Origin of the sequence: Escherichia coli DSM 30083 = JCM 1649 = ATCC 11775 (assembly GCF_003697165.2) — a bacterium.
GTDB lineage: Bacteria > Pseudomonadota > Gammaproteobacteria > Enterobacterales > Enterobacteriaceae > Escherichia > Escherichia coli.
The window spans coordinates 4,822,408-4,844,569 of the sequence record NZ_CP033092.2; the positions used below are offsets into that span (position 1 = coordinate 4,822,408).

Sequence of the window (22,162 nt, forward strand, 5' to 3'; positions counted from 1 at the left end):
TTAAACTTGGGGTAAATCTCGAACTTAATGTTGTGAATGGTATGGCAGGATCATCCATGCCTGTTTACGGTCATCGACTCATGTCTTTTCGCTGCCTGGTCACAGGAGAGTACGCAGAACTGAAACGACAAGACGGATTGAGTGACGAGCCAGAAATCTGTTCACTTCGCATTTAAGATAAAACGGGAAGCGTTGGAAATTACAAGATTCAAACTTAATAAGGTATGTTTAATACGAAGTCAACACTAAGTTAGCATGACTCACGCCGGGCGTCCAGTTTTTAGCGACGGGGCACCCGAACATGAAATTCCCTTACGCCAGGTTAGCGTCGAGGAACTCTTTCAACTGACCTTTAGACAGTGCGCCCACTTTGGTTGCCGCCACTTCACCGTTTTTGAACAGCAGCAGAGTCGGGATACCACGGATGCCATATTTCGGCGCAGTGCCAGGGTTTTGATCGATGTTCAGTTTTGCAACGGTCAGTTTGCCCTGATATTCGTCAGCGATTTCATCCAGAATCGGGGCGATCATTTTGCACGGACCGCACCACTCTGCCCAGAAATCGACGAGGATCGCCCCGTCCGCTTTGAGTACATCCGTGTCAAAACTGTCGTCAGTCAGGTGAATAATTTTATCGCTCATATATAACTCCACAGGAATAAGCCTGGCGTGTTGGTTTCGTTGTTGGTGTAACATTAACCAACTAAAGGTTGACTTTATTTCACCGGATACGCTTTCGTAAAGCAATAGTAAGCTGATATTCTACCACACTATGAGCAAAACACATTTAACAGAACAGAAGTTTTCCGACTTCGCCCTGCATCCGAAGGTTGTAGAAGCCCTTGAAAAAAAAGGGTTTCATAACTGTACGCCCATTCAGGCACTGGCCCTTCCGCTGACGCTGGCGGGTCGTGACGTAGCCGGGCAGGCGCAAACCGGTACCGGGAAAACGATGGCGTTTCTTACGTCAACGTTTCATTATCTTCTCTCTCATCCCGCGATTGCCGATCGCAAGGTGAATCAACCGCGTGCCTTAATTATGGCACCGACGCGTGAACTTGCCGTGCAGATCCATGCCGACGCGGAACCACTGGCGGAAGCTACTGGCCTGAAGCTGGGTCTGGCTTACGGTGGTGATGGCTACGACAAACAGCTGAAAGTGCTGGAAAGCGGCGTTGACATTCTGATTGGCACCACGGGTCGTTTAATTGACTACGCCAAGCAGAACCACATTAACCTCGGTGCCATTCAGGTGGTGGTACTGGACGAAGCCGATCGCATGTACGATCTGGGCTTTATTAAAGATATCCGCTGGCTGTTCCGCCGTATGCCGCCTGCAAACCAGCGCCTCAACATGCTGTTCTCCGCCACGCTTTCGTACCGGGTACGTGAACTGGCGTTCGAGCAGATGAACAATGCCGAATATATTGAAGTGGAACCGGAACAGAAAACGGGCCATCGTATTAAAGAAGAGCTTTTCTACCCTTCTAACGAAGAAAAAATGCGTTTGCTGCAAACGCTGATCGAAGAAGAGTGGCCAGACAGAGCGATTATTTTCGCCAACACCAAACACCGTTGTGAAGAGATCTGGGGCCACCTGGCGGCAGATGGTCATCGTGTCGGTTTATTGACAGGCGATGTCGCGCAGAAAAAACGTCTGCGTATTCTTGATGAATTTACCCGTGGGGATCTGGATATTCTGGTTGCCACCGACGTTGCCGCGCGTGGTTTGCATATTCCTGCTGTGACACACGTCTTTAACTACGATTTACCCGATGACTGTGAAGATTACGTTCACCGTATTGGTCGAACAGGTCGCGCAGGCGCAAGCGGTCACTCTATTAGCCTGGCGTGTGAAGAGTATGCATTGAATTTGCCTGCTATTGAGACCTATATTGGTCACTCAATTCCGGTAAGTAAATACAATCCGGACGCATTGATGACCGATCTGCCAAAACCGCTGCGCCTCACGCGCCCGCGCACAGGCAATGGTCCGCGTCGTACTGGCGCTCCGCGTAATCGTCGTCGTTCAGGTTAAAGAAAAAATGTCATACTCCAAATCACTCAAGCTGTATCAAGATGGCAAGAGAATGAATCCCGATGCGCTTACTGTCGTAAGTGATTCAGGTGAAGGAATGCAGCCAACGCAGAGACAGATTGAAGGATGAAGAGTATGGGTTCCACCTCGTCGCTGTATGCAGCCATTGATCTCGGTTCGAATAGTTTTCATATGCTGGTTGTGCGCGAGGTGGCTGGAAGCATCCAGACGCTGACGCGAATAAAACGCAAAGTGCGTCTGGCTGCCGGCCTGAATAGCGAAAATGCCCTGTCTAATGAAGCAATGGAGCGCGGTTGGCAATGTCTGCGCCTGTTTGCTGAACGTCTGCAAGATATCCCTCCCTCGCAAATTCGCGTTGTCGCTACGGCGACATTACGACTTGCCGTCAATGCGGGTGATTTTATTGCCAAAGCGCAGGAAATCCTCGGTTGTCCGGTACAGGTGATCAGCGGTGAAGAGGAAGCGCGTCTGATTTATCAGGGCGTTGCTCACACCACTGGCGGTGCCGATCAGCGCCTGGTGGTGGATATCGGCGGAGCCAGTACTGAACTGGTAACCGGCACGGGTGCACAAACCACCTCTTTGTTCAGCCTGTCGATGGGCTGCGTTACCTGGCTGGAACGCTATTTTGCCGATCGTAATCTGGGGCAGGAAAATTTTGATGCTGCAGAAAAAGCGGCACGCGAAGTGTTACGTCCGGTTGCCGATGAATTACGGTATCACGGCTGGAAAGTGTGCGTTGGCGCTTCCGGCACCGTGCAGGCGTTACAGGAAATCATGATGGCACAGGGGATGGATGAACGCATTACCCTGGAAAAGTTGCAGCAACTGAAACAACGCGCCATTCATTGCGGTCGGCTGGAAGAGCTAGAGATTGACGGGCTGACGCTGGAACGTGCGTTAGTGTTCCCGAGTGGTCTGGCGATCCTGATAGCCATTTTTACCGAACTGAATATTCAGTGTATGACCCTGGCGGGCGGTGCGCTGCGTGAAGGCCTGGTCTACGGTATGTTGCATCTTACCGTCGAGCAGGATATTCGCAGCCGTACGCTGCGTAATATTCAGCGCCGCTTTATGATCGATATTGATCAGGCACAGCGCGTAGCCAAGGTTGCGGCTAACTTCTTCGATCAGGTGGAAAATGAATGGCATCTTGAAGCAATAAGCCGCGATTTGCTCATCAGCGCCTGTCAGCTTCATGAAATCGGCCTGAGCGTTGACTTCAAACAAGCGCCGCAACACGCTGCTTATCTGGTGCGTAACCTAGATCTTCCCGGTTTTACCCCCGCACAGAAAAAACTGCTGGCGACGCTACTGCTCAACCAGACTAATCCGGTCGATCTCTCATCGCTGCATCAGCAAAATGCCGTACCACCGCGCGTCGCAGAACAACTCTGCCGTTTACTCCGCCTGGCTATCATTTTTGCCAGCCGTCGCCGTGACGATCTCGTGCCAGAGATGACATTACAGGCTAACCATGAACTGTTGACCTTGACGCTTCCGCAAGGTTGGCTAACCCAACATCCGCTGGGTAAAGAGATTATTGATCAGGAAAGCCAGTGGCAGAGCTATGTCCACTGGCCGCTGGAAGTGCATTAATGAGTAAGTGCCGGATGCGATGCTGACACATCTTTTCCGGCCTTGATTATTTCCCTCGTTTTGCCGCCATCATCGCTTTCAGATTCGCCAGATGGCTTTGCCCTTTCTGCATCCGTTCTTCGGCGCTGACCACTTTGCGCTCCTGTTCCCAAATCAAATCATCCTGCGGCAGCTCCAGCAGGAAGCGGCTCGGCTCCGGGCGCACCAGTTCGCCGTACTGACGGCGTTCTTTACACAGCGTAAAGGTCAATTCCTTCTGGGCGCGGGTAATGCCGACATAGGCCAGCCGCCGCTCCTCATCAATATTGTCTTCATCGATGCTGCTCTGGTGGGGCAAAAACCCTTCTTCCATACCAACCATGTAGACATAGGGAAACTCCAGCCCTTTCGACGCGTGCAGAGTCATCAGTTGCACCTGATCCAGCTCTTCCTCGCTCTCGCCGCGCTCCATCATGTCGCGCAAAGTAAAGCGCGTCACCACCTGGGTGAGCGTCATCGGCTCATCCAGTTCGCTGCCTTCGAGCATCTCCGTCATCCAGCTAAACAGTTGGTTGACGTTCTTCATGCGCATTTCGGCGGCTTTCGGGCTGGGCGATGTTTCGTACAGCCAGGATTCATAATCCATGCCGTGGATCAGATCACGCACCGCGGCAATCGGCTCCCGCTCCGCCAGACGCTGGATTTCCGCCAACCAGTGAGTGAAGCGGGTCAATGCTTCATAACCACGTCCGCTCAGGGTCTGACTCAGGCCCATATCAAAGCTGGCGGTAAACATGCTTTTATTGCGCGTCATCGCCCATTCACCTAGCTTTTTCAGCGTCGCCGGGCCAATCTCTCGCTTCGGCGTGTTAACGATACGCAGAAATGCGCTGTCATCGTCCGGGTTAGTCAGCACGCGCAGATAAGCCAGCAAGTCCTTGATTTCAGGACGAGAGAAAAACGACGTACCGCCAGATATTTTGTACGGGATGCGGTTTTGCATCAGGAATTTTTCAAATACCCGCGACTGATGGTTGCCGCGATAAAGAATGGCGTAATCTTTGTACTGCGTTTTATTGACGAAGTGATGGGCGATCAGCTCGCCGGTGACGCGCTCGGCTTCATGTTCCTCGTTATTCGCGCTTAAAACTTTTAGCTCTGTGCCGTAACCCAGTTCGGAGAACAGACGCTTTTCAAAGACGTGCGGGTTATTGGCGATCAGGATGTTCGCCGCTTTCAAAATACGTCCGGAAGAGCGGTAGTTCTGCTCAAGCTTAATCACCTTCAGCGCCGGAAAATCCTGGCTCAGCAGCACCAGATTCTGCGGACGTGCGCCGCGCCAGGAGTAGATCGACTGGTCATCGTCACCCACCACGGTAAAGCGCGCGCGGCTGCCCACCAGCAGTTTCACCAGTTCATACTGGCTGGTGTTGGTGTCCTGATACTCATCCACCAGCAGGTAGCGAATTTTGTTCTGCCAGCGCTCGCGGACTTCTTCATTGCGTTGCAGCAGCAACGTTGGCAATAAAATCAGATCATCGAAGTCGAGAACGTTACAGGCTTTCAGGTGTGCATCATACAGCCCATAACAATGGGCAAAAATACGGTCCCGCTCGCCCTTTGCCTCTGCCGCCGCCTGCGCCGGTGTTTTGAGATCGTTCTTCCAGTTGGAGATGGTCGAAATTAGCTGTTGCAGGAGAACTTTGTCATCTTCAATCAGCCCCTCGGTCAACTCTTTAAGCAAAGCAAGCTGATCGGTATCGTCAAACAGCGAAAAGTTAGACTTCATCCCCAACGCCGCATATTCGCGCTTGATAATATCCAGCCCAAGCGTGTGGAAGGTGGAGATCATCAACCCTCGCGCCTCTTTGCGCCCCAGCGTCTGCGCCACACGCTCTTTCATCTCGCGCGCCGCTTTGTTGGTAAAGGTGACTGCCGCAATATGCCGCGCCTGATAACCGCAACCGCGAATCAGGTGAGCGATTTTATTGGTGATCACTCGCGTCTTACCGGAACCCGCACCCGCCAGCACCAGGCAGGGGCCGGTAACGAATTCGACAGCTTGTTGTTGGCCGGGGTTTAGACGCATAGGAAAATCGCTCAATGAAAGTCGGGAGGGGAAAATAACAGCGTGGTAGTATAGCCAGCCTCATCCTTACCACTCAAGGCACGATCATGGCAAAAACAGCAGCAGCACTGCATATCCTTGTAAAAGAAGAGAAACTGGCTCTGGATCTTCTCGAGCAGATCAAGAATGGTGCCGATTTCGGCAAGCTGGCGAAGAAACACTCCATTTGCCCGTCAGGCAAACGCGGCGGTGATTTGGGTGAATTCCGCCAGGGTCAAATGGTTCCGGCGTTCGATAAAGTGGTTTTCTCTTGTCCGGTACTGGAGCCAACCGGCCCGCTGCATACCCAGTTCGGTTACCACATCATTAAGGTGCTGTACCGTAACTAACAGCAAGGCCTTCTCCGGGAGAAGGCCTTGAACTCTGAATCGCTATTAACCCGCAACAGCAATACGTTTCATATCCGTCATATAGCCGCGCAGTTTCTTACCTACCTGCTCAATCGCATGGCTGCGAATCGCTTCATTTACATCACGCAGTTGCGCGTTATCTACCGCACCTTCCGGAATAGCTTTACCCAGGTCGCCCGGTTGCAGCTCTGCCATAAACGGTTTCAGCAGCGGCACACAAGCGTAAGAGAACAGATAGTTACCGTACTCGGCAGTATCGGAGATAACCACGTTCATTTCGTACAGACGCTTACGGGCGATGGTGTTGGCAATCAGCGGCAGTTCGTGCAGTGATTCATAGTAAGCAGATTCTTCGATGATGCCGGAATCAACCATGGTTTCAAACGCCAACTCAACGCCTGCTTTTACCATCGCGATCATCAGTACGCCTTTATCGAAGTACTCCTGTTCGCCGATTTTGCCTTCATACTGCGGCGCGGTTTCGAATGCGGTTTTGCCAGTCTCTTCACGCCAGGTCAGCAGTTTCTTATCGTCGTTGGCCCAGTCAGCCATCATGCCGGAGGAGAATTCGCCGGAGATGATGTCGTCCATATGTTTCTGGAACAGCGGCGCCATGATCTCTTTCAATTGCTCAGAGAGCGCGTAAGCACGCAGTTTCGCCGGGTTAGAAAGACGGTCCATCATCAGGGTGATGCCGCCCTGTTTCAGCGCTTCGGTGATGGTTTCCCAACCGAACTGAATCAGTTTTTCTGCGTATGCCGGATCGGTGCCTTCTTCCACCAGCTTGTCGAAGCACAGCAGAGAACCAGCTTGCAACATACCGCACAGGATGGTTTGCTCGCCCATCAGGTCAGATTTCACTTCCGCAACGAAAGAGGATTCCAGAACGCCCGCACGGTGACCGCCGGTTGCAGCCGCCCATGCTTTAGCGATCGCCATGCCTTCGCCTTTCGGATCGTTTTCCGGGTGAACGGCAATCAGCGTCGGTACGCCGAATCCACGTTTGTACTCTTCACGTACTTCGGTGCCAGGGCATTTCGGCGCAACCATTACGACGGTGATGTCTTTACGGATCTGCTCACCCACTTCTACGATATTGAAACCATGAGAGTAGCCCAGCGCCGCGCCGTCTTTCATCAGCGGCTGAACGGAACGCACTACGTCAGAGTGCTGCTTGTCTGGCGTCAGGTTAACCACCAGATCCGCCTGCGGGATCAGTTCTTCGTAAGTGCCAACTTTGAAGCCGTTTTCGGTCGCTTTACGCCAGGATGCGCGCTTCTCGGCAATCGCTTCTTTACGCAGAGCGTAGGAGATATCGAGACCAGAATCACGCATGTTCAGGCCCTGGTTCAGACCCTGTGCACCACAGCCGACGATGACTACTTTTTTACCCTGAAGGTAGCTCGCGCCATCGGCGAATTCATCGCGCCCCATAAAGCGACATTTGCCCAGCTGTGCCAACTGCTGGCGCAGATTCAGTGTATTGAAGTAGTTAGCCATGGTGATTCCTCGTGATGTTGTGCTTCTTATTGTTCGGTTCGCGTTTGCGAGATTGAATTCACTATATGACAGGAAATTTATTGCGGAAATTGATATATTCACAACGTCACATTGCAATTTCTGCAACGTCAACATTAAGGGCTGCGCCATTGGATTTACGCGATCTGAAAACCTTCCTGCATCTGGCGGAAAGCCGCCATTTTGGCCGCAGCGCGCGGGCAATGCACGTTAGCCCGTCCACGCTCTCTCGGCAGATTCAGCGCCTGGAAGACGATCTCGGTCAGCCGCTGTTTGTGCGCGATAACCGCACGGTAACGCTAACCGAAGCAGGCGAAGAACTGCGCGTTTTCGCCCAGCAAACGCTGTTGCAGTATCAACAGCTGCGCCACACCATCGATCAGCAAGGACCGTCGCTCTCTGGCGAATTACATATCTTCTGCTCGGTGACCGCTGCCTACAGCCATCTGCCGCCGATTCTCGATCGCTTCCGCGCGGAACACCCGTCGGTGGAGATTAAACTCACGACTGGTGATGCGGCAGATGCGATGGAAAAGGTAGTCACTGGCGAAGCGGATCTGGCGATTGCCGGGAAACCGGAGACTCTGCCCGGCGCAGTGGCGTTTTCGATGCTGGAGAATCTGGCAGTAGTGCTGATTGCCCCCGCGCTACCCTGCCCGGTGCGTAACCAAGTTTCGGCAGAGAAGCCGGACTGGTCTACAGTGCCGTTTATCATGGCCGATCAGGGACCGGTGCGCCGGCGCATTGAACTGTGGTTTCGACGCAACAAAATCAGCAACCCGATGATTTACGCCACGGTCGGCGGGCATGAAGCGATGGTGTCGATGGTAGCGCTCGGCTGTGGCGTGGCCTTGTTGCCGGAAGTGGTGCTGGAAAACAGCCCGGAACCAGTGCGTAACCGCGTGATGATTTTAGAGCGCAGTGATGAGAAAACACCTTTTGAACTGGGCGTCTGTGCGCAGAAAAAGCGGCTGCATGAGCCGCTGATTGAGGCGTTCTGGAAGATTTTGCCGAACCATTAACCCGCCAAAAAGAACCTGAACGCCGGGTTATTGGTTTCGTCGTGGCAATCGTAACCCAACTCATTCAACCGGGTTTCGAAATCCGGTTCATGGTCGCCAAGTTCGAACGCCGCCAGTACGCGCCCGTAGTCGGTGCCATGGCTGCGATAGTGGAACAAAGAAATGTTCCAGTGCGTACCCAGCGTGTTGAGGAAGCGCAACAGCGCGCCCGGCGATTCCGGGAATTCGAAGCTGTAGAGGCGTTCCTGCAACGGATGCGACGGACGCCCGCCGACCATATAGCGCACATGCAGCTTCGCCATTTCGTCGTCGGAGAGATCCACTACGCTGTAGCCGCCATCGTTGAGCATCTGCAAAATTTCTTTGCGCTCTTCGAGACCACGGCTCAGGCGCACACCAACAAAAATGCAGGCGTTTTTGGCATCGGCAAAACGGTAGTTGAACTCGGTGACCGAGCGCCCGCCAAGCAGCTGGCAGAACTTCAGGAAGCTGCCCTTCTCTTCCGGGATGGTTACCGCCAGCAACGCTTCACGCTGTTCGCCCAGTTCGCAACGTTCCGAGACGTAGCGCAGGCCGTGAAAGTTCACGTTAGCACCAGAAAGAATATGCGCCAGCCGCTCACCGCGAATGTTGTGCTGGGCGATATATTTTTTCATTCCCGCCAGTGCCAGCGCGCCAGAGGGTTCCGCTACCGCGCGCACATCTTCGAACAGGTCTTTCATCGCCGCACATATGGCATCGCTATCGACGGTGATGATGTCGTCGAGATACTCCTGGCATAAACGGAAGGTTTCGTCGCCGATGCGTTTCACCGCAACACCTTCGGCAAACAGCCCCACGCGTGGCAGATCAACCGGATGACCTGCATCCAGCGCCGCTTTCAGGCAGGCGGAGTCTTCCGCTTCCACGGCAATCACTTTGATTTGCGGCATCAGTTGTTTGATCAGTACCGCCACGCCCGCCGCCAGACCGCCGCCGCCGACTGGCACAAATACGCGGTCGAGATGGGCGTCCTGCTGGAGCAGTTCCAGCGCCAGCGTGCCTTGCCCGGCGATCACCATCGGATGGTCGAACGGCGGCACCCAGGTGAAGCCCTGCTGCTGTGACAGTTCGATCGCTTTCGCTTTTGCTTCATCAAAGTTCGCGCCGTGAAGAAGCACTTCGCCGCCGAAGCCGCGCACCGCGTCGACTTTGATATCGGCGGTGGCGGTTGGCATGACGATCAGTGCCTTCACGCCTAACCGTGCGGAAGAAAACGCGACGCCCTGCGCGTGGTTACCCGCAGAAGCGGTGATCACGCCGTGCGCTTTCTGTTCTTCCGTCAGGCCCGCCATCATGGCGTATGCGCCGCGCAGCTTAAAGCTATGAACTGGCTGACGGTCTTCGCGTTTCACCAGAATCACGTTATCGAGACGCGACGAGAGTTTTTCCATTTTTTGTAGCGGCGTGACCTGCGCCGCTTCGTAGACCGGCGCGCGCAGCACCGCTCTTAAATATTCGGCACCTTCAGGGGCACCGGACAGGGGTTGTGAGTCTGCCATCATTAACCCCCCAGTTTCGATTTATCGCGCACCGCGCCTTTGTCGGCGCTGGTTGCCAGGCTGGCGTAGGCACGCAGCGCAAAGGAAACCTGACGTTCACGGTTTTTCGGCGTCCAGGCTTTGTCACCCCGAGCTTCCTGCGCTTCACGACGCGCCGCCAGTTCGGCATCGCTTACCTGTAACTGAATGCCACGGTTCGGAATGTCGATAGCGATCAGGTCACCATCTTCAATCAGGCCAATGCTGCCGCCACTTGCCGCTTCCGGTGAGACGTGGCCGATGGAAAGACCAGAGGTGCCGCCAGAGAAACGACCGTCGGTGATCAGCGCACAGGCTTTACCGAGACCCATTGATTTCAGGAAACTGGTTGGGTAGAGCATTTCCTGCATCCCCGGACCGCCTTTCGGGCCTTCATAGCGAATTACTACCACATCTCCGGCGACAACTTTACCGCCGAGAATCGCTTCTACCGCGTCGTCCTGGCTTTCGTAGACTTTCGCCGGGCCAGTGAATTTGAGGATGCTGTCATCGACGCCTGCGGTTTTAACGATGCAGCCGTTTTCTGCGAAATTACCGTAGAGCACCGCCAGGCCGCCGTCTTTGCTGTAGGCGTGTTCCAGCGAGCGGATACAGCCATTGGAGCGATCGTCGTCCAGCGTATCCCAGCGGCAATCCTGCGAGAATGCCTGTGTAGTACGAATGCCCGCCGGGCCAGCGCGGAACATATTTTTTACCGCATCATCCTGGGTCACGATGATGTCGTATTGTTCCAGCGTTTGCGGCAACGTCAGGCCAAGTACATTTTTCACATCACGGTTCAGTAACCCCGCACGATCCAGCTCGCCGAGAATACCGATAACACCACCAGCACGGTGAACATCTTCCATATGGTATTTTTGGGTGCTCGGCGCAACTTTACACAGCTGCGGTACTTTGCGGGAGAGCTTATCGATATCACTCATGGTGAAGTCGATTTCCGCTTCCTGCGCCGCCGCCAGCAGGTGGAGAACGGTGTTGGTAGAGCCGCCCATCGCGATATCCAGCGTCATGGCGTTTTCAAACGCCGCCTTACTGGCGATGTTACGCGGCAGTGCGCTTTCATCATCCTGTTCGTAGTAACGTTTGGTCAATTCAACAATGCGTTTACCAGCATTGAGGAACAGTTGCTTGCGATCAGCGTGGGTTGCCAGCAGCGAGCCGTTGCCCGGCTGCGACAGGCCCAGCGCTTCGGTCAGGCAGTTCATTGAGTTAGCAGTAAACATCCCGGAGCAGGAACCGCAGGTTGGGCAGGCGGATCGTTCAACCTGATCGCTCTGGGAGTCAGAAACTTTCGGGTCTGCGCCCTGGATCATCGCATCAACCAGATCGAGCTTAATGATCTGATCGGACAGTTTGGTTTTCCCGGCCTCCATCGGGCCGCCGGAAACAAAGATCACCGGAATATTCAGGCGCAGGGAAGCCATCAGCATCCCCGGGGTGATTTTGTCGCAGTTAGAGATGCAGACCATGGCGTCGGCGCAGTGGGCGTTGACCATATATTCAACGGAATCAGCGATCAGTTCGCGAGATGGCAGTGAATAAAGCATGCCCCCGTGGCCCATAGCGATCCCATCATCCACCGCAATGGTGTTGAACTCTTTGGCAACGCCGCCAGCCGCTTCAATTTGTTCGGCAACCAGTTTACCGAGATCGCGTAGATGGACGTGACCCGGTACAAATTGGGTGAACGAGTTCACAACCGCGATAATCGGCTTACCGAAATCGGCGTCGGTCATTCCGGTGGCGCGCCACAGCGCACGAGCACCCGCCATATTACGACCATGAGTGGTGGTGGCGGAACGGTACTTAGGCATACTTTATTTACTCCCAGTGTCTGTCTCGTAAATGGGACGGTGCGTGCCGTCCCATTTTTTGTATTTATTGATTAACTTGATCTAACCAGCCCCATTTATCTTCGGTCTCGCCAGTGAAGAGGCCGAAGAAGGCTTGCTGAATGCGTTTGGTAACCGGGCCGCAACGGCCTTCACCAACCTGAATACCATCTACACTGCGCACTGGCGTGATTTCTGCCGCCGTACCGGACATAAAGACTTCATCCGCCAGGTACAGGGATTCGCGCGACAGCACCTGTTCATGCACTTCAATTCCCAGCTCTTTCGCCAGTTTGATGATGGCATCACGGGTAATACCCGGCAGCGCGGAGGAGGTGAACGGTGGAGTGAACAGCACACCGTCTTTCACTTCAAACAGGTTTTCTCCTGCGCCTTCAGAGATATAACCATTCACATCCAATGCGATACCTTCCTGATAACCGTGGCGGCGCGCTTCGCTACCCACCAACAGGGAAGAGAGGTAGTTACCTCCAGCTTTCGCTGCGGTTGGGATGGTGTTTGGTGCAGCACGGTTCCAGGAGGAAACCATCGCATCGATCCCCTGCTCCAGCGCTTCTGCGCCCAGATACGCCCCCCACGGGAAAGCGGCGATAATCACATCGGTTGAGTATCCCGCTGGCGGGTTTACGCCCATGCCAACATCACCGACGAAAATCAGCGGACGGATATAGGCGCTGGTGAGATTGTTTTTGCGGATCACGTCGCGACAAGCTTCCATCAGCTCATCAATGCTCTGCGAAACCGGGAAACGATAGATTTTGGCGGAGTCATGCAGACGCTGCATATGCTCACGATGGCGGAATACAACCGGTCCTTTGTGCGAGTCGTAGCAACGGATGCCTTCAAAAACCGAGGTGCCATAGTGCAGCGCGTGCGACATCACATGCACCTTCGCGTCTTCCCAGCGAACCATCTCCCCATTGAACCAAATGTAATCAGCTTTCTTCGTGGTCATTTTTATATTCCTTTTGCGCTCAGGCGCGGATTTGTTGTGATGTGGTTGTGCTCTGGCAGATAGCAACGTGTGCGACGTCCACCAGTTTATTTAACTGACTAAACAGTAAGTCGACCGACCGTGGGCTGGCAACGGTCAATTCGATATTTATATTTTGTGCATCGCTGGCGGCGGCCATATTCATTGAGCAGACGTGGAAACCACGATGACGCACCACGCGTAAAACACGTTCTAAGGTTTCCGGATTGAAGCGAGCCGATACATTGACCTGATGTTGCATCATGATAATTTCTCCAACATTTCAGAATTACTGGCACCAGGCGGCACCAGCGGCCAGACGTTCTCAAGTTCGTCGATTGAGACATGAAGCAGGTATGGCCCATCACTGTTCAGCATGGTGTCGAGTGCCGCTTCAACCTGGTCTTTATGGGTGATGTGTTGGCCAGGGATGCCGAAGGCGCTGGCTAACATGAGGAAATCGGGGTTATCGGTAAGGGTAGTTTCGCTGTATCGTTCCTGGAAAAACAGTTGCTGCCATTGTCGAACCATCCCTAACCGTTGGTTATCGAGTAAGACGATTTTCAACGGTAACTGCTTGCGTTTTACGGTGCCCAGTTCTTGCACATTCATCATGAAAGAGCCGTCACCGGAGATACAGACGACAGTATCGTTCGGTCGCGCGACTTGTGCGCCAACCGCCGCCGGTAAACCGAAACCCATGGTGCCTAAGCCGCTGGAGGTGATGAAGTTTTCCGGGCGAGTGTGGACGATGTGCTGGGCAGCCCACATCTGGTGCTGCCCCACATCTGTGGTCACGATGCAATCCGCAGATTTACGATCCGACAGTTGTTTTAACAACAACGGCGCGTAGATAGCGTCACCAGGATGGTCGTAACGCCAGGCATGTTCATCACGCAGTTGCGCGCAGTGTTGCTGCCAGTCATCGATATTTAACGGCTGCTGTAATGCTGGTAACAGAGCATTTAAATCACCCTGTAATGCCACATGTGCCTGACGCAGCTTGTTCATTTCTGCCGGATCGATATCCATATGGATAACGCTGGCGTGTGGTGCGAAGGTGTTCAGTTTGCCGGTCACCCGGTCATCAAAACGTGCGCCCACGGCGATCAGTAGATCGCACTCCTGCACTGCGAAGTTCGCCGCTTTGGTGCCGTGCATCCCCAGCATGCCCAGATAGTACGGATAATCTGCTTCTACTGCGCCCAGCCCTTTCAACGTACAGGTGGCAGGCATTTTTGTGGCAGCGAGAAATTCACGCAAAGCCGAAACTGCCTGCGCCATGCCCACGCCACCGCCAACGTACAGCATCGGTTTTTGCGCTTTTGCCAGCATCTGACGCGCTTGCTCGACTTCGGCATGTGAGAAAGTCACTTCGTTTTCAACAGTGGTGAACCACGGTTCCAGATCGCCGCTGGCTAACTGGATATCTTTTGGAATATCGACCAAAACCGGACCAGGACGACCAGAGCTGGCGACGTCAAACGCTTCGGCCATGATACGCGGTAACTCTTCCAGTGATTGCACCAGGAAACTGTGCTTGGTGCAGGCTAACGACAACCCCAGAATATCCACCTCCTGAAATGCGTCAGTGCCGATAAACGGTGCGGATACCTGACCGGTGATAGCAACAACGGGGATGGAATCTAACAGCGCGTCCGCAAGCCCGGTTATCAGGTTGGTTGCACCTGGACCAGACGTGGCGATGCAAACGCCAGTTTTGCCGGTAGCACGGGCATAACCGATAGCCGCCATTGCTGCACCTTGCTCGTGTCGGCACAGCAAGTGTTCCACGCCACCGTCATACAATGCATCGTAAACCGGCATAATTGCGCCACCCGGATAACCGAAAACGGTGTTCACACCCTGTGCCCGCAACGCATGTACCACCCACTGTGCGCCATTCATAGTTAGTTCCCCGTCCTGAATCTTGAGAAACAGAATTTTGTGCTGTTATTCATTGTCTGCTCCTCAGTTATGTTTTTAAGGTCAAAAAAAACCCCCGGACCTTTCGGTGCGGGGGTCTTAGTTCGTTAAGGCTTGATCTCTAAGCCTTTCCTCGTCCAAGTGCAGCCCCGCACGGTGGGATAATAATCACCACCACGCTAATCACGACCAGGCTAATCACTCGTAGAAGGGCTGTCATTTTGTCTTTTCTTGCATCTTGTTCGAAGGAATGCCTAAAGAGTTACCATAGATTTTGCGAATAGCACAAGATATTTTTTGGCCGATTTTTATGATGTCTTTAATAATTTCAAGAGAAATTGTTGTTTTTTAAAAAGAAAATAGTGAGTGAAAAAAATTCAATTTCAGTATGAATGTTGTTCCCTTCCTCGTAGTTCATCCTTTGCACGCTGCATTTTTGCGAGCATCATTCCACCGCCAGAACAACTCAACTTCACTTGCACAAATAAACAGGAATCAGCCACTAAAATTCACGAATTAGCGGGCTACAGCAGCGATATCTTATGCACATAATGGTGACTCAAGGAGGGCTTATGTCACTGTCAATTGTTCATACCCGCGCAGCCCTGGGAGTAAATGCGCCCCCAATCACTGTTGAGGTACATATCAGTAAAGGTCTACCAGGCTTAACGATGGTGGGCTTACCAGAAACAACGGTAAAAGAAGCTCGCGATCGCGTGCGCAGCGCCATTATCAATAGCGGATATGAATATCCGGCGAAAAAAATCACCATCAACCTTGCTCCAGCCGATCTGCCAAAAGAAGGGGGACGATATGATTTGCCTATCGCTATTGCGTTACTGGCGGCCTCAGAACAGCTTACAGCCAATAAGTTAGATGAATATGAATTAGTCGGAGAACTGGCGCTTACAGGCGCTCTGCGTGGCGTTCCCGGCGCAATCTCCAGTGCAACTGAAGCTATTAAGTCGGGCAGAAAAATTATCGTCGCGAAAGATAACGAAGATGAAGTGGGGCTAATTAACGGTGAAGGATGCCTGATAGCCGATCATCTGCAGGCTGTCTGCGCGTTTCTGGAAGGTAAGCACGCTCTCGAACACCCGAAACCAACTAATGCAGTATCCCGGGCGCTACAACATGATCTCAGTGATGTTGTCGGTCAGGAGCAAGGAAAGCGAGGACTGGAAATTACCGCCGCTGGCGGGCACAACCTTTTACTGATTGGACCGCCGGGAACAGGTAAAACAATGCTCGCCAGCCGTATTAATGGCCTTTTGCCAGATTTAAGCAATGAAGAGGCACTGGAGAGCGCTGCGATATTAAGTCTGGTAAATGCTGAATCAGTACAAAAACAATGGCGGCAGCGCCCGTTCCGCTCACCTCATCACAGTGCGTCGTTAACTGCGATGGTGGGCGGTGGTGCAATTCCAGGGCCAGGTGAAATTTCGCTGGCGCATAACGGCGTGCTTTTTCTTGATGAGCTACCTGAATTTGAACGGCGTACACTGGATGCCTTGCGAGAGCCGATTGAATCCGGGCAGATCCATCTTTCACGCACACGAGCAAAAATAACCTATCCAGCCCGTTTCCAGCTTGTCGCGGCAATGAATCCCAGCCCTACCGGACATTATCAGGGAAACCATAACCGCTGCACACCAGAACAGACATTACGTTATCTCAACCGGCTCTCGGGGCCCTTTCTCGACCGCTTCGATCTCTCACTGGAGATCCCATTACCGCCCCCCGGCATTTTGAGTAAAACGGTAGTGCCGGGAGAAAACAGCACCACCGTTAAACAACGTGTAATGGCCGCCAGAGAGCGCCAATTTAAGCGGCAGAATAAACTGAACGCCTGGCTGGATAATCCGGAAATACGCCAATTCTGCAAGCTTGAAAGCGAAGATGCGCAGTGGCTGGAAGAAACGCTGATCCATCTGGGGTTATCGATTCGTGCCTGGCAGCGGTTATTGAAAGTTGCACGAACCATTGCTGATATTGATCAGTCTGACATTATCACACGTCAGCATTTGCAGGAGGCAGTTAGCTATCGTGCGATTGACCGTTTGCTCATCCATCTGCAAAAACTACTGACATAAAAAAAGGGCATTTCGCCCTTTTTATTAATCGTCAGAATCGGTGTAGTCTTCAGCACCTTCAACCTGCGGTTTACCGCCGGAAAGGGTGTGAAAACGTTTTGGACGCTTGATACGCGTCATATACTTGGACCACACGCGTTCTGCTTCTGTCACTGGTTCACGTTCGCCACGGCATACTGCTACGAAGAGTTTCTCTTCCTCGGTAACCGGCTCGCGTTTGCCAAGATCCAACTCATTGAAGGCATAACCATGACGCTCAAGCAGTTGTGCCTCTTTGATGGTGAAGTCACCATGACGAGAGAATCCACGTGGATAATGTTTATTGTCGAAATATCGATTAGTCGTCGTAAAGCTTTCCGCCATCCTGCACGCTCCTAATTCTTTGACCGAGCTAGTTATGGCGCGGAGTATTAGTTACGCTTGACAGAGTGTAAAACAAAACATTTAAATCATAACGACAAATAATTTTGCGGAGAGCACTGTGGATACGGAATTGTTAAAAACTTTCCTGGAAGTTAGCCGAACGCGTCACTTTGGTCGAGCGGCTGAATCGCTCTATCTGACCCAATCAGCCGTGAGCTTTCGAATCAGACAACTGGAAAATCAACTGGGTGTGAATCTTTTCACCCGCCACAGAAACAATATCCGTTTAACCGCTGCCGGAGAAAAGCTTCTGCCTTATGCAGAAACGCTCATGAGCACCTGGCAGGCCGCCCGCAAGGAGGTGGCGCATACCTCACGACATAATGAGTTTTCTATCGGTGCCAGCGCCTCGCTGTGGGAGTGTATGCTTAATCAGTGGCTGGGACGCTTGTATCAAAATCAGGATGTCCATACAGGCTTACAGTTCGAAGCGCGAATTGCCCAACGGCAGTCTCTGGTAAAACAGTTGCATGAACGCCAGCTTGATCTTCTTATTACAACTGAAGCCCCCAAAATGGACGAATTTTGTAGTCAGTTGCTGGGGTATTTCACTTTAGCGCTTTATACCAGTGCCCCTTCTAAACTAAAGGGAGATCTTAACTATCTGCGACTAGAGTGGGGGCCAGATTTTCAACAGCATGAGGCAGGTTTGATCGGTGCTGACGAAGTTCCCATTCTGACAACCAGTTCTGCTGAACTGGCACAGCAACAGATTGCGATGCTTAATGGTTGCACCTGGCTACCCGTCAGTTGGGCACGTAAAAAAGGCGGCCTGCATACCGTTGTCGATAGCACAACACTTTCACGGCCGCTTTATGCCATATGGCTACAAAATAGCGATAAAAATGCGTTGATTCGCGATCTATTGAAAATTAACGTGCTGGATGAAGTGTATTAATCTGAATGGCTGGCAAGGATGCCGGTAGAAGGAGTTACTTCGGAGAGGGTTATTTCAGATAAAAAAAATCCTTAGCTTTCGCTAAGGATGATTTCTGGCAGGGGCGGAGAGACTCGAACTCCCAACACCCGGTTTTGGAGACCGGTGCTCTACCAATTGAACTACGCCCCTAATTAGGGTGGCGGAACGGACGGGACTCGAACCCGCGACCCCCTGCGTGACAGGCAGGTATTCTAACCGACTGAACTACCGCTCCACCGAATTCTTTTACAACCACCGGTTTATAACCGGCTTACTGCTAAATTTGATGCCTGGCAGTTCCCTACTCTCGCATGGGGAGACCCCACACTACCATCGGCGCTACGGCGTTTCACTTCTGAGTTCGGCATGGGGTCAGGTGGGACCACCGCGCTAAGGCCGCCAGGCAAATTCTGTTTCATTAACCCGCTTGTCGCCGGTTAATCTAATCTGTATCAGGCTGAAAATCTTCTCTCATCCGCCAAAACATCTTCGGCGTTGTAAGGTTAAGCCTCACGGTTCATTAGTACCGGTTAGCTCAACGCATCGCTGCGCTTACACACCCGGCCTATCAACGTCGTCGTCTTCAACGTTCCTTCAGGAGACTCTAAGTCTCAGGGAGAACTCATCTCGGGGCAAGTTTCGTGCTTAGATGCTTTCAGCACTTATCTCTTCCGCATTTAGCTACCGGGCAGTGCCATTGGCATGACAACCCGAACACCAGTGATGCGTCCACTCCGGTCCTCTCGTACTAGGAGCAGCCCCCCTCAGTTCTCCAGCGCCCACGGCAGATAGGGACCGAACTGTCTCACGACGTTCTAAACCCAGCTCGCGTACCACTTTAAATGGCGAACAGCCATACCCTTGGGACCTACTTCAGCCCCAGGATGTGATGAGCCGACATCGAGGTGCCAAACACCGCCGTCGATATGAACTCTTGGGCGGTATCAGCCTGTTATCCCCGGAGTACCTTTTATCCGTTGAGCGATGGCCCTTCCATTCAGAACCACCGGATCACTATGACCTGCTTTCGCACCTGCTCGCGCCGTCACGCTCGCAGTCAAGCTGGCTTATGCCATTGCACTAACCTCCTGATGTCCGACCAGGATTAGCCAACCTTCGTGCTCCTCCGTTACTCTTTAGGAGGAGACCGCCCCAGTCAAACTACCCACCAGACACTGTCCGCAACCCGGATTACGGGCCAACGTTAGAACATCAAACATTAAAGGGTGGTATTTCAAGGTCGGCTCCATGCAGACTGGCGTCCACACTTCAAAGCCTCCCACCTATCCTACACATCAAGGCTCAATGTTCAGTGTCAAGCTATAGTAAAGGTTCACGGGGTCTTTCCGTCTTGCCGCGGGTACACTGCATCTTCACAGCGAGTTCAATTTCACTGAGTCTCGGGTGGAGACAGCCTGGCCATCATTACGCCATTCGTGCAGGTCGGAACTTACCCGACAAGGAATTTCGCTACCTTAGGACCGTTATAGTTACGGCCGCCGTTTACCGGGGCTTCGATCAAGAGCTTCGCGTTACCGCTAACCCCATCAATTAACCTTCCGGCACCGGGCAGGCGTCACACCGTATACGTCCACTTTCGTGTTTGCACAGTGCTGTGTTTTTAATAAACAGTTGCAGCCAGCTGGTATCTTCGACTGATTTCAGCTCCACGAGCAAGTCGCTTCACCTACATATCAGCGTGCCTTCTCCCGAAGTTACGGCACCATTTTGCCTAGTTCCTTCACCCGAGTTCTCTCAAGCGCCTTGGTATTCTCTACCTGACCACCTGTGTCGGTTTGGGGTACGATTTGATGTTACCTGATGCTTAGAGGCTTTTCCTGGAAGCAGGGCATTTGTCGCTTCAGCACCGTAGTGCCTCGTCATCACGCCTCAGCCTTGGTTTTCCGGATTTGCCTGGAAAACCAGCCTACACGCTTAAACCGGGACAACCGTCGCCCGGCCAACATAGCCTTCTCCGTCCCCCCTTCGCAGTAACACCAAGTACAGGAATATTAACCTGTTTCCCATCGACTACGCCTTTCGGCCTCGCCTTAGGGGTCGACTCACCCTGCCCCGATTAACGTTGGACAGGAACCCTTGGTCTTCCGGCGAGCGGGCTTTTCACCCGCTTTATCGTTACTTATGTCAGCATTCGCACTTCTGATACCTCCAGCAACCCTCACAGGCCACCTTCACAGGCTTACAGAACGCTCCCCTACCCAACAACACATAGTGTCGCTGCCGCAGCTTCGGTGCATGGTTTAGCCCCGTTACATCTTCCGCGCAGGCCGACTCGACCAGTGAGCTATTACGCTTTCTTTAAATGATGGCTGCTTCTAAGCCAACATCCTGGCTGTCTGGGCCTTCCCACATCGTTTCCCACTTAACCATGACTTTGGGACCTTAGCTGGCGGTCTGGGTTGTTTCCCTCTTCACGACGGACGTTAGCACCCGCCGTGTGTCTCCCGTGATAACATTCTCCGGTATTCGCAGTTTGCATCGGGTTGGTAAGTCGGGATGACCCCCTTGCCGAAACAGTGCTCTACCCCCGGAGATGAATTCACGAGGCGCTACCTAAATAGCTTTCGGGGAGAACCAGCTATCTCCCGGTTTGATTGGCCTTTCACCCCCAGCCACAAGTCATCCGCTAATTTTTCAACATTAGTCGGTTCGGTCCTCCAGTTAGTGTTACCCAACCTTCAACCTGCCCATGGCTAGATCACCGGGTTTCGGGTCTATACCCTGCAACTTAACGCCCAGTTAAGACTCGGTTTCCCTTCGGCTCCCCTATTCGGTTAACCTTGCTACAGAATATAAGTCGCTGACCCATTATACAAAAGGTACGCAGTCACCCCATAAAGAGGCTCCCACTGCTTGTACGTACACGGTTTCAGGTTCTTTTTCACTCCCCTCGCCGGGGTTCTTTTCGCCTTTCCCTCACGGTACTGGTTCACTATCGGTCAGTCAGGAGTATTTAGCCTTGGAGGATGGTCCCCCCATATTCAGACAGGATACCACGTGTCCCGCCCTACTCATCGAGCTCACAATATGTGCATTTTTGTGTACGGGGCTGTCACCCTGTATCGCGCGCCTTTCCAGACGCTTCCACTAACACACACACTGATTCAGGCTCTGGGCTCCTCCCCGTTCGCTCGCCGCTACTGGGGGAATCTCGGTTGATTTCTTTTCCTCGGGGTACTTAGATGTTTCAGTTCCCCCGGTTCGCCTCATTAACCTATGGATTCAGTTAATGATAGTGTGTCGAAACACACTGGGTTTCCCCATTCGGAAATCGCCGGTTATAACGGTTCATATCACCTCACCGACGCTTATCGCAGATTAGCACGTCCTTCATCGCCTCTGACTGCCAGGGCATCCACCGTGTACGCTTAGTCGCTTAACCTCACAACCCGAAGATGTTTCTTGCGATCCATCATCGTGTTGCGAAAATTTGAGAGACTCACGAACAACTTTCGTTGTTCAGTGTTTCAATTTTCAGCTTGATCCAGATTTTTAAAGAGCAAATATCTCAAACATCACCCGAAGATGAGTTTTGAGATATTAAGGCAGGTGACTTTCACTCACAAACCAGCAAGTGGCGTCCCCTAGGGGATTCGAACCCCTGTTACCGCCGTGAAAGGGCGGTGTCCTGGGCCTCTAGACGAAGGGGACGTATCAGTCTGCTTCGCAAGACGCCTTGCTTTTCACTTTCTATCAGACAATCTGTGTGAGCACTGCAA

Annotated in this window: 18 protein-coding genes, 3 tRNA genes and 2 rRNA genes; 6 read left to right on the forward strand and 17 right to left on the reverse strand. The window is 52.7% G+C overall.

What is annotated here, in order from left to right; genetic code table 11:
* Window positions 1–70 precede the first annotated feature (70 nt).
* Together rhoL and trxA are read right to left on the reverse strand one after the other, a co-directional pair.
* On the reverse strand, window positions 71–172 hold the full coding sequence (gene rhoL / locus EAS44_RS24660) for a rho operon leader peptide RhoL (RefSeq protein WP_001295255.1): 102 nt from the start codon (window positions 170–172) through the stop codon (window positions 71–73).
* A 140-nt stretch (window positions 173–312) separates the two neighbouring features.
* Window positions 313–642 carry a thioredoxin TrxA gene (trxA, locus tag EAS44_RS24665; RefSeq protein WP_001280776.1) on the reverse strand — a complete coding sequence of 110 codons (330 nt, stop codon included), beginning with the start codon at window positions 640–642 and terminating at the stop codon, window positions 313–315.
* A 130-nt stretch (window positions 643–772) separates the two neighbouring features.
* Here trxA and rhlB point away from each other — a divergent pair, with 130 nt between their 5' ends.
* Window positions 773–2,038: an ATP-dependent RNA helicase RhlB gene (gene rhlB, locus EAS44_RS24670; protein ID WP_000047499.1), complete on the forward strand. Its 1,266-nt coding sequence runs from the start codon at window positions 773–775 to the stop codon at window positions 2,036–2,038.
* A 135-nt stretch (window positions 2,039–2,173) separates the two neighbouring features.
* Entirely contained in the window at window positions 2,174–3,658 is a 1,485-nt protein-coding gene (gppA, locus tag EAS44_RS24675; RefSeq protein WP_001314257.1) for a guanosine-5'-triphosphate,3'-diphosphate diphosphatase, read from the forward strand.
* Window positions 3,659–3,704: 46 nt separating this feature from the next.
* On the opposite strand, the gene rep is transcribed toward gppA, so the two are convergent.
* Window positions 3,705–5,726, reverse strand: a complete 2,022-nt coding sequence (gene rep, locus EAS44_RS24680; RefSeq protein WP_001238853.1) for a DNA helicase Rep — start codon at window positions 5,724–5,726, stop codon at window positions 3,705–3,707.
* Window positions 5,727–5,812: 86 nt separating this feature from the next.
* Here rep and ppiC point away from each other — a divergent pair, with 86 nt between their 5' ends.
* Window positions 5,813–6,094: a peptidylprolyl isomerase PpiC gene (gene ppiC, locus EAS44_RS24685; RefSeq protein ID WP_001140251.1), complete on the forward strand. Its 282-nt coding sequence runs from the start codon at window positions 5,813–5,815 to the stop codon at window positions 6,092–6,094.
* 45 nt (window positions 6,095–6,139) lie between these two features.
* Here the strand turns inward: ppiC and ilvC are convergent, their stop codons facing one another.
* A complete protein-coding gene (gene ilvC, locus EAS44_RS24690; RefSeq protein WP_001296589.1) occupies window positions 6,140–7,615 on the reverse strand; it encodes a ketol-acid reductoisomerase in 1,476 nt (491 codons plus the stop codon).
* A 149-nt stretch (window positions 7,616–7,764) separates the two neighbouring features.
* Here ilvC and ilvY point away from each other — a divergent pair, with 149 nt between their 5' ends.
* Window positions 7,765–8,655, forward strand: coding sequence for an HTH-type transcriptional activator IlvY (gene ilvY / locus EAS44_RS24695; protein WP_000365763.1), 891 nt, complete (start codon window positions 7,765–7,767; stop codon window positions 8,653–8,655).
* Here the strand turns inward: ilvY and ilvA are convergent.
* From ilvA to ilvL, 7 genes are all read right to left on the reverse strand, one after another.
* Window positions 8,652–10,196, reverse strand: a complete 1,545-nt coding sequence (ilvA, locus tag EAS44_RS24700; RefSeq protein WP_000785599.1) for a threonine ammonia-lyase, biosynthetic — start codon at window positions 10,194–10,196, stop codon at window positions 8,652–8,654. The two genes, ilvY and ilvA, sit on opposite strands and share 4 nt — an antisense overlap.
* A gap of 2 nt (window positions 10,197–10,198) precedes the next feature.
* Window positions 10,199–12,049: a dihydroxy-acid dehydratase gene (gene ilvD / locus EAS44_RS24705; RefSeq protein ID WP_001127371.1), complete on the reverse strand. Its 1,851-nt coding sequence runs from the start codon at window positions 12,047–12,049 to the stop codon at window positions 10,199–10,201.
* Window positions 12,050–12,113: 64 nt separating this feature from the next.
* Window positions 12,114–13,043, reverse strand: coding sequence for a branched-chain-amino-acid transaminase (gene ilvE, locus EAS44_RS24710; RefSeq protein WP_000208516.1), 930 nt, complete (start codon window positions 13,041–13,043; stop codon window positions 12,114–12,116).
* 19 nt (window positions 13,044–13,062) lie between these two features.
* A complete protein-coding gene (ilvM, locus tag EAS44_RS24715) occupies window positions 13,063–13,326 on the reverse strand; it encodes an acetolactate synthase 2 small subunit (protein WP_000983255.1) in 264 nt (87 codons plus the stop codon).
* A complete protein-coding gene (gene ilvG, locus EAS44_RS24720) occupies window positions 13,323–14,969 on the reverse strand; it encodes an acetolactate synthase 2 catalytic subunit (RefSeq protein WP_001012594.1) in 1,647 nt (548 codons plus the stop codon). The genes ilvM and ilvG overlap by 4 nt, the downstream gene beginning before the upstream one ends.
* A gap of 2 nt (window positions 14,970–14,971) precedes the next feature.
* A complete protein-coding gene (gene ilvX, locus EAS44_RS24725; protein WP_001387183.1) occupies window positions 14,972–15,022 on the reverse strand; it encodes a peptide IlvX in 51 nt (16 codons plus the stop codon).
* 86 nt (window positions 15,023–15,108) lie between these two features.
* Window positions 15,109–15,207 (reverse strand): ilv operon leader peptide, encoded by a 99-nt coding sequence (gene ilvL / locus EAS44_RS24730; RefSeq protein WP_001311244.1) that lies wholly within the window; start codon window positions 15,205–15,207, stop codon window positions 15,109–15,111.
* A gap of 352 nt (window positions 15,208–15,559) precedes the next feature.
* On the opposite strand from ilvL, the gene yifB reads away from it, so the two are divergent.
* Complete coding sequence (gene yifB, locus EAS44_RS24735; RefSeq protein WP_000058957.1) at window positions 15,560–17,080, forward strand: YifB family Mg chelatase-like AAA ATPase; 1,521 nt, start codon at window positions 15,560–15,562, stop codon at window positions 17,078–17,080.
* A 24-nt stretch (window positions 17,081–17,104) separates the two neighbouring features.
* Here the strand turns inward: yifB and maoP are convergent, their stop codons facing one another.
* Complete coding sequence (gene maoP / locus EAS44_RS24740) at window positions 17,105–17,443, reverse strand: macrodomain Ori organization protein MaoP (RefSeq protein ID WP_000841001.1); 339 nt, start codon at window positions 17,441–17,443, stop codon at window positions 17,105–17,107.
* A 118-nt stretch (window positions 17,444–17,561) separates the two neighbouring features.
* On the opposite strand from maoP, the gene hdfR reads away from it, so the two are divergent.
* Entirely contained in the window at window positions 17,562–18,401 is an 840-nt protein-coding gene (gene hdfR / locus EAS44_RS24745; RefSeq protein WP_000379257.1) for an HTH-type transcriptional regulator HdfR, read from the forward strand.
* 95 nt (window positions 18,402–18,496) lie between these two features.
* On the opposite strand, the gene EAS44_RS24750 is transcribed toward hdfR, so the two are convergent.
* The 5 genes from EAS44_RS24750 to EAS44_RS24770 form a co-directional block, all read right to left on the reverse strand.
* A tRNA-Trp gene (locus EAS44_RS24750) sits at window positions 18,497–18,572 on the reverse strand.
* A gap of 8 nt (window positions 18,573–18,580) precedes the next feature.
* Window positions 18,581–18,657: transfer RNA gene (locus EAS44_RS24755), tRNA-Asp, on the reverse strand.
* 53 nt (window positions 18,658–18,710) lie between these two features.
* Window positions 18,711–18,826, reverse strand: a 5S ribosomal RNA gene (gene rrf / locus EAS44_RS24760).
* Between the two features lie 95 nt (window positions 18,827–18,921).
* Window positions 18,922–21,825: ribosomal RNA gene (locus EAS44_RS24765) — 23S ribosomal RNA — on the reverse strand.
* Window positions 21,826–22,018: 193 nt separating this feature from the next.
* Window positions 22,019–22,094: transfer RNA gene (locus EAS44_RS24770), tRNA-Glu, on the reverse strand.
* Between the last annotated feature and the right edge of the window lie 68 nt (window positions 22,095–22,162).